The organism is Candidatus Omnitrophota bacterium (assembly GCA_003598025.1).
Taxonomy (GTDB): domain Bacteria; phylum Omnitrophota; class Gorgyraeia; order Gygaellales; family Profunditerraquicolaceae; genus Profunditerraquicola.
Genome location: QZKH01000009.1, coordinates 35,384 through 50,192 on the forward strand (window position 1 = coordinate 35,384; position 14,809 = coordinate 50,192).

The window sequence follows — 14,809 nt, forward strand, 5'->3', positions numbered from 1 at the left end:
AAGAGGAGCTTATTATGGAAAGAAGAGCTTTAGGAAGGGGAATTAGCGCTTTAATCCCGGAACAGACAGAAGAAAAAAGCTTAAAAATTAATTTAATCAAGGTGGATAACATAAAGCCGAATCCCTATCAGCCGAGAAAAAATTTTGATCAGGAGAGTTTAGATGAATTAATACAATCAATAAGAGAAAGAGGAGTAATCCAGCCAATTTTGGTAAGGCGTAAAGGCGATAGTTTCGAGCTTATCGCCGGCGAGAGGAGATTTAGAGCTGCCATAGCCCTTAAGCTGCAAGAAATCCCGGCGATTATTAAAGAAGCGGAAGATATTGATTCGCTGGAGCTTTCTCTGGTTGAAAACCTTCAGCGGGAAGATTTGAACCCCATCGAGGAGGCCAGGGCGTATCAGTACATGATAGAAAAATTCCAATACACCCAAGAAAGAATCAGTGAAGTTTTAGGAAAATCCAGAGTAAGTGTGACCAATAGTTTACGTTTACTTAAGCTTCCCATAGAAGTGCAAGAAGAATTAAAAAATGGCAGGATTTCGTTTGCCCATGGAAGAGCGCTTTTAGAGTTGGATGAGCCTAATTTGCAAAGAAAAATAATGAATGATATTATCTCTAACTCTTTGTCTGTAAGGGAGTTAGAGAACATCATAAAAAGTAAAAGGAAAACGCTTGTCAGAAAACACCCTAGCGCCAGAAATCAAGATACCTATTTAGCCGTGATCGAAGAGCAGTTGCAGCATCATCTGGCCACAAAGGTCAATATTCTCAAAAAGAAGAAACGCGGCAAAATAATAATTGAATTCTTTTCAGATGAAGACTTAAATAGAATTATAAAAAAATTAAAAGGAGAAGTTTAAACATGAACAAGGCTGTATTAATATTAATCAAGCCTGACGGATTGAAAAAGTCGCTAACGGGAAATATTCTTACAAGGCTGTCAGAGACCAAACTCGAGATTGTTGCTGCAAAAATGGTCAGGGTAAAAAGGGATTTAGCTGCGGAACACTATAAGCATTTAAATGATAAGCCGTTTTTTGAAGAGCTGATAAAGTATTTACAGGGGGAGCTTCATAACCGCAAAAAAGTGATGGCGTTGATTTATTGGGGCAAGGACGCTATTAATAAATGCAGAGAATTGGCAGGCGCCACTAATCCCGAGGAGGCCGAGTCAACAAGTATAAGGGGATCTTACGGCAGGATAACTACCTCCGGGCTTTATGAAAACGTTATTCATGTTTCTTCAAATGAATCTGAAGCAGAAAGAGAAATAAAACTTTGGTTTAATCCCGACGAAATAATAGTAGATTTATATCCTTCAAAAGAAATTATTGAAAAAGAAATAAAGACAAGGGTATGGGCTTAATATGATTACAAGCATGACAGGTTTTGGCGCGGCCGAGGCAGATATAGGTTTGCTGGGCAAGGTTAGGATCGAGCTGAGAAGCTCTAACCATAAATTCCTGGAAGTTTCTTTGCACCTCTCTGAAGGGTTTTTAAGCCTGGAAGACAAATTTAAAAAAGAAATCGAATCAAAGATAAAAAGAGGGAGGGTTGTATGTGTTATGAACATGCCTGCGCATAAATCCTCGCCTGTTTCAATTAACAAAGCGCTGTTAAAAAATTATTTGGATGCGATAAGCGAAATAAAATCGCAGTTTAATATCAACGATGAGCTTAGCATAAATACCGTGATCCAGCTTCCTGGCTTATTTTCATCGGTTCCTTTTGAAGTTCCGGGACAACAGGTTTGGCCCGGGATACAGGTATTGCTGCATAAAGCAATAAACAAGATGCTTAAAGCCCGGCAGAAAGAAGGAAGGGCCTTAAATATCTTTCTTAAGAAAAGGCTTAATTTTATAGATAATCAAGTCAAGGTAATAAGGGTCAGGTTTATCAAGGTAATGAAAGATAAGACGAGGCTGGCAAAAAATACTGATGAACAGAGCAGTATTTTAAAAGAGAGCGATATATCCGAAGAGATAGAAAGGCTTTCGTTTCATGTGAAGAATTTTAAAGATAGGATTGCAAAAAATGGCCCTATGGGTAAAGAGCTGGATTTTATAGCCCAGGAGATGCAGAGGGAAGCCAATACCTTAGGGGCAAAATCATGTAGCGTATTGATATCGGCTAAGGTAGTACAGGTTAAGAGCCAGATAGAGAAAATAAGAGAACAGCTACAAAATGTTGAGTAAGTGAAAAAAAACAGCGGTTTAATATTTGTTATCTCCGGGCCATCAGGCTCAGGTAAGACCACCCTTTTAAGCAAGCTTATAAATTCCCCTGGTCTTAAACAAGCACTAAAGAAGTCCATATCCTTTACAACCAGGCCAAGAAGGTCAAAAGAGAGGAATGGCAGGGATTACTATTTTATTACAGAGCAACAGTTTAGGGATAGATTGAGAAAGAAAAAAATTCTTGAATGGACCAAATATTTGGGTTATTATTACGCAACACCCAGCGGCATAGTAGATAAGTGTATTAAGGACGGTAAAAATATTGCTTTATGCCTGGATAAAAAAGGAGCTTTTAAGTTAAAAAAGCTCTATCCCGGCACAATTACTATTTTTGTCATGCCCCCGTCTTTGGTTTCTCTTAGGCAGAGGATCCGGGGGCGTTGTAATAAAACCAGTAATAAGGAGATATCGGGGCGGTTGAGGTTGGCAGAAAAAGAAATGATGATTGCCAAGAAATACGATTTTTGTATTATCAATAAGGATTTAGAACAGGCTTCCAGGGAAGCTACGGGTATAATTTCAAGATTGATAACACTCAATAATATATTAAAATAGCTTAGGGAGGAGAGTAATATGGGTTATGTTGCTTTGGAAAGACTTTTGAATAAAACAGGCAGTTCTATATATAAACTGGTGATCTTAGCTGCAAGAAGAGCTTTAGAGATAGCCGAGGGGCAGCCTAAGCTGGTAGGCGCCGATCCATCAATGAAGCCATCCAGTATAGCTTTACATGAAATTTCTCAGGGCAAGATTGGTTATAAGACGGCAGCTTTAGCCAAGTAATTTAATATGAAAAAGAATATTATTTTAGGGGTGAGTGCAGGAGTGGCTATATATAAATCCTGCGATTTAATAAGGCGTCTGATAGAGGAGAATTTTTCAGTAACCGTAGTAATGACCGAGGCCGCTGAAGAATTCATTAAGCCCCTGTTATTCCAGAGCCTGTCCGGCAATAAAGTGTACAGAGGCATGTTCGATGCCCCGGAATCATGGAATATTGAGCATATTTCTCTGGCAGATACCGCTGATTTGGTTTTGATCGCGCCAGCCACAGCTAATATTATAGGCAAAATTGCTGCGGGGATATGTGATGATCTTTTGACCTGTGTTGTTGCCGCCACAAAATCAAAAGTTGCCATTTGCCCGGCTATGAATGAGAATATGTACAATAATATAATTGTACAAGGGAATATAAATAAATTAAAGAAAGCCGGGTATTATTTTATCGGACCTAAAAAGGGAAAACTTGCCTGCGGAAAAACCGGCTTAGGCTGTTTGGCAGAAGTTGATTTGATTGTAAAAGAGACAAAGAATTTGCTGGCCGGCAAATAAAAGCCGGGGTTTTAACCCCGGGTTATACATTTTTGTTTGCGGCGTGGTACCCAAGTGGTTAAGGGAGTTGTCTGCAAAACAACTATTCACCGGTTCGAGTCCGGTCCACGCCTTGAATTTTGCGCAGCAAAATTCAATTCTGAGCTCTCTGTTGGTGGGCGAAGGATATTTGCAATTTCGGGCAAGTGGTGGAATGGCATACACGTCAGACTTAAAATCTGATGGCCGCAAGGTCGTGAGGGTCCGACTCCCTCCTTGCCCAAATTAATTTGGCACTCGAGCCAGTGTCAAGAATCGTGGTAAGCGGTTTAGCGAGCTAAGTGTTTAAAAGGATGAGCAAATTGAATAAATAACAGGGCTCATAGCTCAGCCCCGACGCGCATAAAAGATGGCGGTCGGGGTCCCGACTTCCGACTATCGCTTGCGTTCGATCGGAACGTCGGGATTGGTTAGATGTGTTCACTATGAGCAATAGCGAAAAAATTTGGGCTCATAGCTCAGTTGGTTAGAGCGTTGCGTTGACATCGCAAAGGTCAGAGGTTCAAGTCCTCTTGAGCCCATTTTAAACCCAGGATTGTTAGGAGGGTGTATGGCTACAAACTTAGGGCCGATACAGAAATTGCTCGATGACGATTCAATATCAGAGATAATGATTAATGGCTACAATAAGGTTTTTGCCGAAAAAAACGGCAAGAAAGTTCTTACCAGCGTAAAATTTTCCAGCGAAGAAGAGCTGTATAAAATGGTGGACAATATTTATTCTTCTTTGGGCAAAAGGGTAGCCAAAGATGTGCCTTATGCCGATGTTTGCATGGAAGACGGAACGCGTATTAACGCAATTATACCTCCGCTTGCAAGGTTCGGGATATCGGTTACTTTCAGAAAATTCGCCGGGAATATTAAGACACTCGAAGATTTGATAAGAAATCAGACTCTTAGCCAGAAAGCAGCGGATTTGCTGGTTGCTTGTATCAAGGGTAAAATTAACATAATTTTTTCCGGAGGTACGGCAGTAGGAAAAACCACAACCTTACAGATACTTTCAAATTATTTCAGCGATGAGGAGAGAGTTATCACCATAGAGGATGCGGCGGAGTTAAAGATTAACCGGGCAAATTACATCTCTTTAGAAACAAGGACCCCTGATCAAGACGGCAAAGGAGGGGTCAGTATACGCGACCTTATAAGGAATGCCTTGCGTATGGCACCGGACCGGTTGGTAATAGGGGAAGTAAGGGGGGAAGAGGCTATAGACATGATCCAAGCCATGGCAACCGGGCATACCGGCACTATTGGCATAGTCCATGGTAACTCTCCCAAAGATGTTATCTCCAGGCTTGAGACAATGGTTTTAATGTCCGGGATTAATTTGCCTCTATGGGAAGTGAGGAAATTGATAGCTTCGACGATCAACTTGATTGTGCATCAGGAAAGATCTCCGGATGGCGCAAGAAGAATAACCTACATAACGGAAGTCAGGGGCCTTGACAGGGAAGAGGTTATACTGAACGATCTTTTTACTTTTCATTTCGAAAAAATTTCTGAAGACGGTAAGGTTATAGGAGTTCTTAAACCTTCAATTAAGTATTACCCGTTGTTCTTTCAGAAATTCCAGAAACTCAACCTGCTTGGCGACCATATATTTGTAAAAGACTAATGGATATTGATATTTTAAGACATAGCTGTTCTCATGTGCTGGCTCAGGCTGTAAAAGAACTCTGGCCGGAGGCAAAACTTGGTATCGGCCCGTCGATAGAAGACGGGTTCTATTACGATTTTGATAAAAAAGAGCCCTTTAGAGATGAGGACCTGCCAGTGATAGAAAAAAAGATGGCAGAGATAATAAACAGGAACGAGCCTTTTAATAGAGAGGATCTGACAAAAGAAGAAGCAAAAAAAATATTCCTGTCCAGGCACGAAGATTATAAAATAAAGCTTATCGAAGAGATACCCGAAGACAGGGTTTCTATTTATAAGACGGGAAACGGTTTCATAGATTTATGCCGGGGTCCGCATGTTGGTTCAACAGGCCAGATCAAAGCATTTAAGCTGCTTTCGCTTGCGGGCGCATATTGGCATGGGATCGAAACTAATCCCATGTTGCAGAGGATATACGGAACATGCTTTGAAACAGATACGCAGTTAGCCGAATACCTGGATAATCTTGAAGAGGCAAAAAAGAGGGACCACAGAAAACTCGGGCCGGCTTTAGGGTTCTTTGATATTTATCAGGAAGATGCTGGCGCAGGCCTTGTTTTTTATCATCCGAAGGGCGCCTTGCTTAGGATGCTTATAGAGGACTACGAGAAGAAAGAGCATTTAAAACGCGGCTATCAGATTGTCACTACGCCACATATAATGCAAGCTTCGCTTTGGCAGAAATCCGGGCACTATGATTATTATAAGGATAATATGTATACACTGGATATCGAGGGCAAGGAGTTCGTTTTAAAACCCATGAATTGCCCGGGACATATCCTTATTTATAAATCAAAAACCAGAAGTTACAGAGATTTGCCTATACGCCTTTTTGAGCTCGGTACGGTATACAGGCATGAAAAAGCAGGCGTTTTGCACGGCTTACTCAGGGTAAGGGGTTTTACCCAGGATGATGCGCATATATTTTGCAGGCAGGAACAGTTGAAAGATGAAATAAAAAGCGTGATAGATTTTATTTTTGATACCATGAAAGTTTTTGGCTTTGATTCCGTAGGTATAGAGTTAAGCACCAGGCCAAGTGAATATATAGGCAGCGAGGATGATTGGCAGAGGGCTACTGTAGCACTTGAGGATTCCCTTAAAGAAAAGGGCCTTAAATATGATATAAATGAAGGAGAAGGCGCGTTTTACGGACCAAAGATTGACATAAAATTAAAGGATGCGCTTAAAAGATCCTGGCAGTGCGCGACTATCCAATGCGATTTTGCTTTACCAAAGAGATTTGACCTGTCTTATATAGATGTTGACGGGAAGGAAAAACAGCCGATAATGTTACATAGGGTGCTTTTAGGAAGCGTAGAGCGTTTTACAGGCGCGCTTCTGGAGCACTACAAGGGAGATCTGCCTCTTTGGCTGGCTCCTGTGCAGGCGCTGGTTGTCCCGATAAAGGATTCCAATATCGAGTATTGCATGAAGATAAAAGATGCACTTAATCAGCATTCTATAAGGGCAGATATAGATCCGCGCAATGAAACCCTGGATAAGAAAATACGCTCGGCAGAATTGGATAAAGTGCCGTATATACTTATTGTGGGCTCTAGAGAGGAAAAGCAACAGAGTGTTTCTGTCAGGAAAAGGCTGGAAGGCGATTTAGGCAGCATGCCCCTTAATGTATTTATTGAGAAAACAAAGAAACAAATCATAGAGCGCAGATAGCACAAATATGTTAGAATTAAGTAAAAAATAACAAATAAATCAGGCTTACGGAGCTGAGATCTGAAATTTTAGATATTAGTTCTTTAAGCCCGGTTATTAAAAAGAAAGGGGTGGTTAAAATAAAAAAATTTATTAGGATTAACGAGCGGATTAGGTCTCCCCAGGTGCGTCTAATAGGGCCGGATGGCGGTCAGTTAGGGGTGTTGCCGATTCAGAAGGCGATGGAAGCTGCAAACCAGCACGAACTGGATCTGGTAGAAGTCGCTCCTTCGGCTAACCCGCCGGTCTGCCGTATTATAGATTTTAGCAAGTTTAAGTATGATCAGGAGAAAAAGGAACGCGAAGCCAAGAAACATCATAAACATGGCAAGATCAAAGAGATCAGGCTTAAACCTAATATAGATGAACACGACTATCAGACTAAATTAAAGCAGAGCATAACCTTCCTGCAAAGAAAAGATAAAGTAAAAATCAATCTTTTTTTCAGAGGACGTCAGATGGAGCACATGGACTTAGGAAGAAAAATATTAGACAGGTTTATCAGTGACATGCAGAATGAAGGCCAGGTAGAGAAAGAGCCGGCCCTTGAGGGAAGGGTTATGTCTTTTGTTATCGCCCCAAAATAATTTTCATAGGCCGGAGCTTAAATACTTTTCGGCCGTGAATGAATAAGTAATACCTTAAGATATAAAGGAGAACAAATGTTAAAGACAAAAAAAGGAGTATCTAAAAGGTTCAGGTTAACTAAAAAAGGTAAGCTGAAATTCTCTTCGCAGGGAAAAAGCCACCTTCTTTCAAGCAAAAGCCCGAAAAGATTAAGGAAGCTGCGCAAGGCATCCCAATTTAAGAAGGCCAAAGAGAAGAAATTTATCAAGCAAATGCTTCCTTTTGGAAGATAACAGAGTGTAAGCACCAAAAATTTAAGAATGGAGTGAGAAAAATATGGCAAAAGTCAAACACAGTGTTGCAACAAGAAGAAGAAAAAAGAGAGTATTGAAGCGGACTAAAGGCTATTGGGGCGACAGGAGCAAGCAATATCAGCAAGCCAGCAGGTCTTTGATGCACGCGTTAGTTTATGCATACAGGGACAGGAAAGTAAAGAAAAGAAATTTCCGCAGTCTTTGGATAGCCAGGGTTAACGCAGCATGCCGGCTTTCAGGGATAACATACAGCAGGTTTATGGACGGATTAAAAAAAGCAAAGATCAACTTAGACAGAAAAATCCTTGCTGATCTGGCGATTAAAGATATAAAGGCCTTCAAAAAATTAGTAGATTTGGCCAAGGGTAAAAAATAACCGATTTACCGAGGGATAGATATGTATGTAATAATAGTGGGCTGCGGGAGAGTTGGTTCTGAGCTAGGCAAGCTTTTATCCAGCGAGAAAAACAACGTGGTTCTTATTGACAAAAACCAGGCGTCTTTTGAAAGGCTGGGAGATTCATTTAATGGCCTGACTCTCGTAGGTAATGGTTTTGATTTAGAGCTTCTGAAACAAGCCGGGATTGAGAAAGCCGATGCTTTTTGCGCGCTTACAAACGGAGACAATACTAATTTAGTCTCTGCTCAGGTTGCAAAAAAAATATTCCGGGTGCCCAAGGTAATCGCCCGGGTCTATGATCCGCAACGCGCGCATATTTATTCTGCGATCGGCGGCCTGGATATCATAAGCGGGACCATACTTTTTGCCGCGATGCTTAGGGATAAAATAGTGGAGAGCCGCTTCTCCAGTTATCTTATCGAAAACAAGGACATCGGCGTGCTTGAAATCGAAGTAAAGAAAGACCTGATCGGTAAATCCGTAAAAGAGCTGAACATCGCCAAAGAGTTTTTAGTCGTAGCTATAAGGAAGATCGACGGAGTAATGATACCCGAGCCCGAGACAATCCTCGGAGAAAAAGATGTATTAATGGCTATAGTAAAGGTTAATAGTTTAAAGAGAATAAAAGACAGATTCAACCTTTGATAAAAAAGAGAAGAATATGTATATATTAATAGCCGGAGCAGGCAAGGTTGGTTTTTTCCTGGCAAAGAGATTATGTCAGAATAAGCACACTGTGAGCATAATAGACAAAAACAGGCCTATTTGCGAAGAGATCGCAAAAGAGCTGGAAGTTTTGGTTATTAATGGCGACGCCTGTGATCCCAGGATTTTGGAAGAAGCGGGGATTAAACAGGCAGAAGTTGTTGCGGCGGTTACCGGAGAAGACGAAGATAACCTTATAATCTGCCAAATGGCAAAAGAAAAATTTGGCGTCCAGAGAACTGTAGGCAGGGTAAACAACCCGGACAATGAACATACCTTTTCTGAGCTGGGCATAGATATACCCGTAGATTCCACAACTATAATATCAAAAATTATCGAAGAAGAAGTTTCTTTCTCCGATTTTGTCAATCTTATGAGTTTTAAACGAGGAAAACTGGCTGTTGTCCGCGTAGACCTTCCTGAAGATTCGCCGATAATCAATAAACAGATACAAGATATCCACCTCCCCGAAGATTCTGTTTTGGTTTCTATTGTCAGGGGAGAAGAGGTCATTGTCCCGCGCGGAAACACGGTTTTAAAACCTGGCGACGATATCATCGCTATCACTTTCATCGGGAACGAACCACAATTACTGAATCTTTTAGTCGGTAAGCTATGAAATTAAAAACGCCTGTTAATGTCATTTTAGGTATCGCAACGGAAGTCGTGTATTCTTTGTTTATTATGATCGCTGCGTTTTTAATTTGTTTGATATTGACCTTTAAGATATGATCCTTAGGCCCCACCTGCAAGACATAAAAGCAATAGGGTATTATTTAGGTAAGATTATCATCGGTCTTGGTTTTCTTATGTTTATCCCGGTATTATTCGGTGTCTATTTTAGGGAAGCCAACCCCACCCTTGATTTTATTATCGGTGCAGAAATTGCTATTATATTCGGCCTCATCCTGACCAAACTCTGTTTTACAGAAGAAGACTTAAGTTGGATGCAGGGCATGATCGTGGTTTCGCTGTCATGGCTGGTGGCAGCCCTTTTAGGGGCCGTTCCTTTGTATCTAAGCGGCCACTGGGCTTCTTATCTGGATTCCTTCTTTGATGCAATGTCGGGTTTTGCCACCACAGGCCTGGTTTTGGCAAAAGACCTGGATCACCTCTCTATTACTCATACAATTTGGCGCCACTTTATGATGTTTATCGGCGGCCAGGGAATAGTAATTATAACCATAGCTTTTTTTGTCAAGGGGCAATCTGCGGCAATGCGGATGTATGTTGGAGAAGGCAGGGATGAAAAGATTTTGCCTAATGTAGTACATACAGGAAGGTTCATATGGATGGTTAGTACGGTCTACCTGATTCTTGGTACAGCGGTGTTGGCCTTTATTTGTTTATTTAACGGCATGAACCTGGAAAGGTCTATTGTGCACGGATTGTGCATTTTTATGGCGGCTTTTGATACCGGAGGATTTACTCCGCAGTCGCAAAATATATTATACTATCATAGCGGGATTTTTGAGGCGGTTACAATCGTGATAATGTTTCTTGGCGCGATAAATTTCAAGCTGCACTATGATGTCTGGAGCGGTAACCGCAGAGAGATACTCAGGAATATTGAAACAGTGACTCTTTTTATAACCATTATGGCAACTTTCTTAGTCACCGCAGGCGCACTTAGCCAGCTTGGCGTATATCCCGATGCAACTTTATTGTTCAGGAAGGGTTTTTACCAGCTTATATCAGCCCATACAGGCACAGGGTACCAGACTTTGTATGCCAAGCAATTTATAAACGAATGGGGTAATCTTGCCATGGTGGGGATAGTTTGCGCTATGGCTTTAGGCGGTAGCGTTTGTTCCACCACCGGTGCTATAAAAATGCTTAGGGTAGGAGTGATATTCAAGGCATTTATCCAGGATGTCAAAAGGTTTATCTTGCCCGATAAGGCCATAATCATCCAGAAATTCCATCATGTAAAAGAGGTTTATTTGGAGGATGGTTTGGTAAGGTCTGCTTTTTTGATAAGCTTGTCGTATTTAATACTATTTGCTATCGGTTCCTTTGTCGCCATGTTTTTTGGTTACCCATTTCTTGATTCTTTATTCGAATCTACTTCGGCAGGCGCTAATATAGGATTATCATGCGGCATAACTAATCCAGCCATGCCCGCGGCTTTAAAACTTACTTATATATTTCAAATGTGGGCAGGAAGGTTGGAGTTTATGTCAATATTTACTCTCGTAGGTTTTTTTATCGCTTTACTAAGAGGTAAAAAATGAATTACGCCGGTTTCAAATCTTGGCTTAAAGCAGGTCTGTTTTTTATGGCTTTTTTTAGTTTCATGTTGACGGTAAATACTGCTGTTTTTTGTCAGCCGGTATCCAGCAATGAGCTGATAAATGATGCAAAGAATTATGATAATAAAACAGTAATTTATTCCGGAGAGGCGATTGGCGATTTAATGAAACGCGGTAACTACAGCTGGATAAATGTGAGCGATATTGATAACGCTATGGGTGTATGGGCTGAGAACAGCCTTTTGTCCGGCATTAAAATTATGGGGGATTATAAGCACAAGGGAACTTTTGTCGAGATAACAGGGATTTTTAATAGGGCATGCCCCGAGCATGGAGGGGACATGGATATACATGCCCAGAGTATAAAAATTATATCCCCGGGCAGGCAGATTAATGAGGGTCTCAACACAAGTAAAAAAGATTTTGCAATTATTCTTTTTGGAGTAATATTGATAATATGGATATTGAGGCTGTTAAAAATTCGCTGAACGAAGAAGTATCGGGGCTTTTATCACAGGAAAGCCTGGAGGCTTTCAGGGTTAAGTATCTAGGAAGGAAAGGTGTTTTAGCCCAGCTGACTTCTTCCATCCCAAGCCTGCCCGCAGAAAAACGAAAGGAGTTCGGCAGGGAAGTTAACGAACTCAAGGCCAGGGTCTTGGCTATTATTGAAGAAAAGCAGAGAGCTGTATCCGCAGGCGGTCTGGTCCAGCAAGAAAAATTAATTGAGGCAGATGTTGATCTGCCCGGAGAGATGCGTTATTTAGGCAAACTACACCCCGTAACTCAGGTAATAGATGAGATATGCAATATTTTTGAAAAAATGGGCTTTTCTGTACTCGAGGGTCCTGAGGTAGAAACAGAATTTAATAATTTCACAGGATTAAATATACCCCTTGACCATCCTTCCAGGGATGCTTTCGATACTTTCTATATAAAAAATCATGATAAGCTCTTATTGCGCAGCCATACCTCTCCTGTACAGGTACGTGCCATGAAAAAACACAAGCCTCCGCTGGCTATTGTCGTACCTGGAAAAGTATATAGGCCTGATGCGGTTGATGCTAGCCATTTATTCATGTTTCACCAGGTAGAAGGATTTTTAGTGGATAAGTGCGTTTCTTTCTCAGACTTAAAAGGCGCCTTGGAGGTTTTTGTAAAATCCCTTTTTGGGAAAAATATAAAGATGCGCCTTAGGCCGCACTTCTTCCCGTTTACAGAGCCATCTGCCGAAGTGGATATCTCATGCATTATCTGCCAAGGTAAAGGATGCTCTGTCTGCGGCAGAAAGGGATGGCTTGAAATATTAGGCTCAGGCATGATCCACCCGAATGTTTTTAAGCATGTTGGTTATGACCTGAATAAATTCAGCGGCTTTGCATTTGGCATGGGCGTTGAAAGGATTGCGATGTTGAAGTATGGCATAGATGATATAAGGCTGTTTTTTGAAAACGACATAAGGTTTCTGAAACAGTTTTGATCCTGATAGGTTTGGTGCAAATTTAACTGATACAAGCATATGAAAGTTACTTACAATTGGTTAAAAGATTACGTGAACATCAAAATGCCAGCCGAGTCATTGGCAGATAAGCTTACAATGGCCGGGCTAGAGGTTACTTCGCTGTCTCAAAAAGACGGTGATTATGTATTTGAAATAGAGATTACTTCTAACCGCCCGGATTGGCTAAGCGTAATCGGCATAGCAAAAGAAGTTGCGGCTATAACAAATTCGAAATTTAAGAAGCCGCCTTCAAAAGGCGCGCACTCGTTAAATAGATATATAAATAAAGATTTAAGGATAAAAGTCCAGGATCCAGGCGATTGCCCTTTGTATACTGGTACAATAATCCGGGGAGTATCAGTTTTGCCGTCTCCTGGATGGCTGAGGAAAAGAGTCGAGGCCATAGGCTGCCATAGCGTAAATAATGTAGTTGACGTAACTAATTATGTGCTTTTTGAATATGGACAACCTTTACATGCCTTTGATTTAGACAGGCTCAATCTCAATGACGGCATAAACGTCCGCAGGGCAAATGCACAAGAAAATATACTAACTATCGACGGAGAATTAGTATCGCTGGATAAAGGGATTCTGGTTATTGCAGACAGCAGATCCCCCGTGGCTATTGCCGGTATTATCGGCGGCAAGAATACAGAAGTCGGCAATGGAACCGTTAATATATTGCTTGAGGCAGCCGTGTTTAACCAGGCGCTTATCCGCAAGGCGAGACAGAGCCTGGGGATGCAAACAGAATCGTCGTACAGGTTTGAAAGGGGTCTGGATCCGGCAGTGCTTAAAGAGGCGTCTTTGGCTGCTGTTCAACTTATCAGCCAGGTTTCTAATGGCAAGATTACTGCTTATAGGGCCAGCAGGGAATATAAGATAAAAGCCAAGAAAATAATTTTTGATCTTAATTATGCAGGTTCCTTTTTGGGGTTTGATATTGGTAAAGTTAAAATAAATAAAACGCTATCGGCTTTAGGTTTTACTGTAAAGAAATCCGCTAAGGATAAGCTTATTGTAGGCGTCCCGTCGCAGAGGAGGGATATTAATTTAGCAGCAGACTTGACAGAAGAGATAGCCAGGATAGTCGGATATGATAAGGTCCCTGTGAGCCTGCCGGCTATCAGGCCAAATGCCGGGCAAAATACCGTACGGGTATTATCCGGCAGAATAAAAGAAGCGCTCGTCGGTTTAGGATTTAATGAGATTATAACATACAGCCTGATAGATAGGGGGTTTCTCAATTTGTTTGGCGATTATGATAACCGGATTGTTGAGATCTCCAATCCTTTAAGCAGGGATTTGGGTATATTAAGGCCGACGATAATACCCTCTATAGCAAGATGCATAAGCTATAACTTGAGCCAGCGCCAACCGTTCATCAGCCTTTTTGAGATGGGTAATGTGTACATAAACGAGGGGCAAGCGGTTAAAGAGCAATTGGTATTAGGGATGACGATGTGCGGCCAAAAGGCGTCTTTTGTCAATTCGACAACAGTAAAAGAGATAGTGGGTTTTAGGCATCTCAAGGGGGCAATAGAAAGCCTGTTTAAATTCTTTGATATAAATGAATACGAATTCAATATTTCCGGGCCCGATTCAGTATCTTTAAGTATTGCATCTATAGAGTGCGGCGCAATCAGAAGGCTCACAGAGAAAGCTTTAAATTCATTAGATATTAAGAATAGGGATATTTTTATAGCAGAACTTTTCTTGGATAAAATAATCCCGGTTGCCGCCGCAGATAAAACCTATAAACCGCTACCGCTATACCCGGCAATCACCAGAGATATAAGTTTGATAGTAAAAGATACCACCAATATTGCCGACTTGATCCAAGAAATAAAGAAATGTGCAGGCAAGTTATTAGAAGAGGCAGAGATATCTGATTATTACCGGGGCCAGCAGATCCCTGCTGGATATAGAAGCCTGACTATATCGTGTTTATACAGGTCTAGCGAGCGCACTTTGACAGATTCCGAGATCAATTCCATACACGCTAAGATCCCCGGGGCTTTAGAATCAAGTTTTGATATAAGGATCCGTTAAGCTGTTGACGGCAGAAGCATTTCTTAATTAACCTT

Annotated in this window: 17 protein-coding genes and 3 tRNA genes; all 20 read left to right on the top strand. The window is 41.3% G+C overall.

Going from position 1 to position 14,809, the window contains the following annotated elements; all coding sequences use genetic code 11:
- Positions 1-14 precede the first annotated feature (14 nt).
- The 20 genes from C4533_07555 to pheT all read left to right on the top strand — a co-directional run bounded on the left by C4533_07555 (position 15) and on the right by pheT (position 14,774).
- The gene (locus C4533_07555; protein ID RJP27313.1) at positions 15-863 is read left to right on the top strand and encodes a ParB/RepB/Spo0J family partition protein; all 849 of its coding nucleotides are present in this window, start codon (positions 15-17) and stop codon (positions 861-863) included.
- Between the two features lie 2 nt (positions 864-865).
- Positions 866-1,369, top strand: coding sequence for a nucleoside-diphosphate kinase (locus tag C4533_07560; GenBank protein ID RJP27314.1), 504 nt, complete (start codon positions 866-868; stop codon positions 1,367-1,369).
- 1 nt (position 1,370) lies between these two features.
- Positions 1,371-2,198, top strand: coding sequence for a YicC family protein (locus tag C4533_07565; protein RJP27315.1), 828 nt, complete (start codon positions 1,371-1,373; stop codon positions 2,196-2,198).
- A complete protein-coding gene (locus tag C4533_07570) occupies positions 2,199-2,795 on the top strand; it encodes a guanylate kinase (protein ID RJP27316.1) in 597 nt (198 codons plus the stop codon). It begins immediately after the preceding gene.
- An 18-nt stretch (positions 2,796-2,813) separates the two neighbouring features.
- The gene (rpoZ, locus tag C4533_07575; protein ID RJP27317.1) at positions 2,814-3,023 is read left to right on the top strand and encodes a DNA-directed RNA polymerase subunit omega; all 210 of its coding nucleotides are present in this window, start codon (positions 2,814-2,816) and stop codon (positions 3,021-3,023) included.
- A 6-nt stretch (positions 3,024-3,029) separates the two neighbouring features.
- Positions 3,030-3,572, top strand: coding sequence for a hypothetical protein (locus C4533_07580; protein ID RJP27318.1), 543 nt, complete (start codon positions 3,030-3,032; stop codon positions 3,570-3,572).
- A gap of 40 nt (positions 3,573-3,612) precedes the next feature.
- Positions 3,613-3,685, top strand: a tRNA-Cys gene (locus tag C4533_07585).
- Positions 3,686-3,751: 66 nt separating this feature from the next.
- Positions 3,752-3,834 (top strand) — tRNA-Leu (locus C4533_07590).
- Between the two features lie 224 nt (positions 3,835-4,058).
- Positions 4,059-4,132: transfer RNA gene (locus tag C4533_07595), tRNA-Val, on the top strand.
- A gap of 29 nt (positions 4,133-4,161) precedes the next feature.
- Positions 4,162-5,229 (top strand): CpaF family protein, encoded by a 1,068-nt coding sequence (locus C4533_07600; protein ID RJP27319.1) that lies wholly within the window; start codon positions 4,162-4,164, stop codon positions 5,227-5,229.
- Positions 5,229-6,947: a threonine--tRNA ligase gene (gene thrS, locus C4533_07605; GenBank protein ID RJP27320.1), complete on the top strand. Its 1,719-nt coding sequence runs from the start codon at positions 5,229-5,231 to the stop codon at positions 6,945-6,947. The genes C4533_07600 and thrS overlap by 1 nt, the downstream gene beginning before the upstream one ends.
- A 137-nt stretch (positions 6,948-7,084) precedes the next feature.
- Positions 7,085-7,573 (top strand): translation initiation factor IF-3, encoded by a 489-nt coding sequence (locus C4533_07610; protein RJP27433.1) that lies wholly within the window; start codon positions 7,085-7,087, stop codon positions 7,571-7,573.
- 75 nt (positions 7,574-7,648) lie between these two features.
- Positions 7,649-7,846, top strand: coding sequence for a 50S ribosomal protein L35 (locus C4533_07615; protein ID RJP27321.1), 198 nt, complete (start codon positions 7,649-7,651; stop codon positions 7,844-7,846).
- 43 nt (positions 7,847-7,889) lie between these two features.
- Positions 7,890-8,243, top strand: coding sequence for a 50S ribosomal protein L20 (locus C4533_07620; GenBank protein ID RJP27322.1), 354 nt, complete (start codon positions 7,890-7,892; stop codon positions 8,241-8,243).
- Positions 8,244-8,264: 21 nt separating this feature from the next.
- Positions 8,265-8,912: a TrkA family potassium uptake protein gene (locus tag C4533_07625; protein RJP27323.1), complete on the top strand. Its 648-nt coding sequence runs from the start codon at positions 8,265-8,267 to the stop codon at positions 8,910-8,912.
- A 16-nt stretch (positions 8,913-8,928) separates the two neighbouring features.
- Positions 8,929-9,591 (top strand): TrkA family potassium uptake protein, encoded by a 663-nt coding sequence (locus tag C4533_07630; GenBank protein RJP27324.1) that lies wholly within the window; start codon positions 8,929-8,931, stop codon positions 9,589-9,591.
- Between the two features lie 109 nt (positions 9,592-9,700).
- On the top strand, positions 9,701-11,206 hold the full coding sequence (locus tag C4533_07635) for a TrkH family potassium uptake protein (GenBank protein ID RJP27325.1): 1,506 nt from the start codon (positions 9,701-9,703) through the stop codon (positions 11,204-11,206).
- Entirely contained in the window at positions 11,203-11,712 is a 510-nt protein-coding gene (locus C4533_07640; protein ID RJP27326.1) for a DNA-binding protein, read from the top strand. The genes C4533_07635 and C4533_07640 overlap by 4 nt, the downstream gene beginning before the upstream one ends.
- The gene (locus tag C4533_07645) at positions 11,682-12,701 is read left to right on the top strand and encodes a phenylalanine--tRNA ligase subunit alpha (protein ID RJP27327.1); all 1,020 of its coding nucleotides are present in this window, start codon (positions 11,682-11,684) and stop codon (positions 12,699-12,701) included. The genes C4533_07640 and C4533_07645 overlap by 31 nt, the downstream gene beginning before the upstream one ends.
- 39 nt (positions 12,702-12,740) lie before the next feature.
- Positions 12,741-14,774, top strand: coding sequence for a phenylalanine--tRNA ligase subunit beta (gene pheT, locus C4533_07650; protein RJP27328.1), 2,034 nt, complete (start codon positions 12,741-12,743; stop codon positions 14,772-14,774).
- Positions 14,775-14,809: the final 35 nt, after the last annotated feature.

Excerpts from the sequence above, each read along its gene's own strand:
- C4533_07555 (RJP27313.1), top strand. The coding sequence starts at position 15 with ATGGAAAGAAGAGCTTTAGGAAGGGGAATTAGCGCTTTAATCCCGGAA.
- C4533_07560 (RJP27314.1), top strand. The coding sequence starts at position 866 with ATGAACAAGGCTGTATTAATATTAATCAAGCCTGACGGATTGAAAAAG.
- C4533_07565 (RJP27315.1), top strand. The coding sequence starts at position 1,371 with ATGATTACAAGCATGACAGGTTTTGGCGCGGCCGAGGCAGATATAGGT.
- rpoZ (RJP27317.1), top strand. The coding sequence starts at position 2,814 with ATGGGTTATGTTGCTTTGGAAAGACTTTTGAATAAAACAGGCAGTTCT.
- C4533_07580 (RJP27318.1), top strand. The coding sequence starts at position 3,030 with ATGAAAAAGAATATTATTTTAGGGGTGAGTGCAGGAGTGGCTATATAT.
- C4533_07600 (RJP27319.1), top strand. The coding sequence starts at position 4,162 with ATGGCTACAAACTTAGGGCCGATACAGAAATTGCTCGATGACGATTCA.
- thrS (RJP27320.1), top strand. The coding sequence starts at position 5,229 with ATGGATATTGATATTTTAAGACATAGCTGTTCTCATGTGCTGGCTCAG.
- C4533_07615 (RJP27321.1), top strand. The coding sequence starts at position 7,649 with ATGTTAAAGACAAAAAAAGGAGTATCTAAAAGGTTCAGGTTAACTAAA.
- C4533_07620 (RJP27322.1), top strand. The coding sequence starts at position 7,890 with ATGGCAAAAGTCAAACACAGTGTTGCAACAAGAAGAAGAAAAAAGAGA.
- C4533_07625 (RJP27323.1), top strand. The coding sequence starts at position 8,265 with ATGTATGTAATAATAGTGGGCTGCGGGAGAGTTGGTTCTGAGCTAGGC.
- C4533_07630 (RJP27324.1), top strand. The coding sequence starts at position 8,929 with ATGTATATATTAATAGCCGGAGCAGGCAAGGTTGGTTTTTTCCTGGCA.
- C4533_07635 (RJP27325.1), top strand. The coding sequence starts at position 9,701 with ATGATCCTTAGGCCCCACCTGCAAGACATAAAAGCAATAGGGTATTAT.
- C4533_07640 (RJP27326.1), top strand. The coding sequence starts at position 11,203 with ATGAATTACGCCGGTTTCAAATCTTGGCTTAAAGCAGGTCTGTTTTTT.
- C4533_07645 (RJP27327.1), top strand. The coding sequence starts at position 11,682 with ATGGATATTGAGGCTGTTAAAAATTCGCTGAACGAAGAAGTATCGGGG.
- pheT (RJP27328.1), top strand. The coding sequence starts at position 12,741 with ATGAAAGTTACTTACAATTGGTTAAAAGATTACGTGAACATCAAAATG.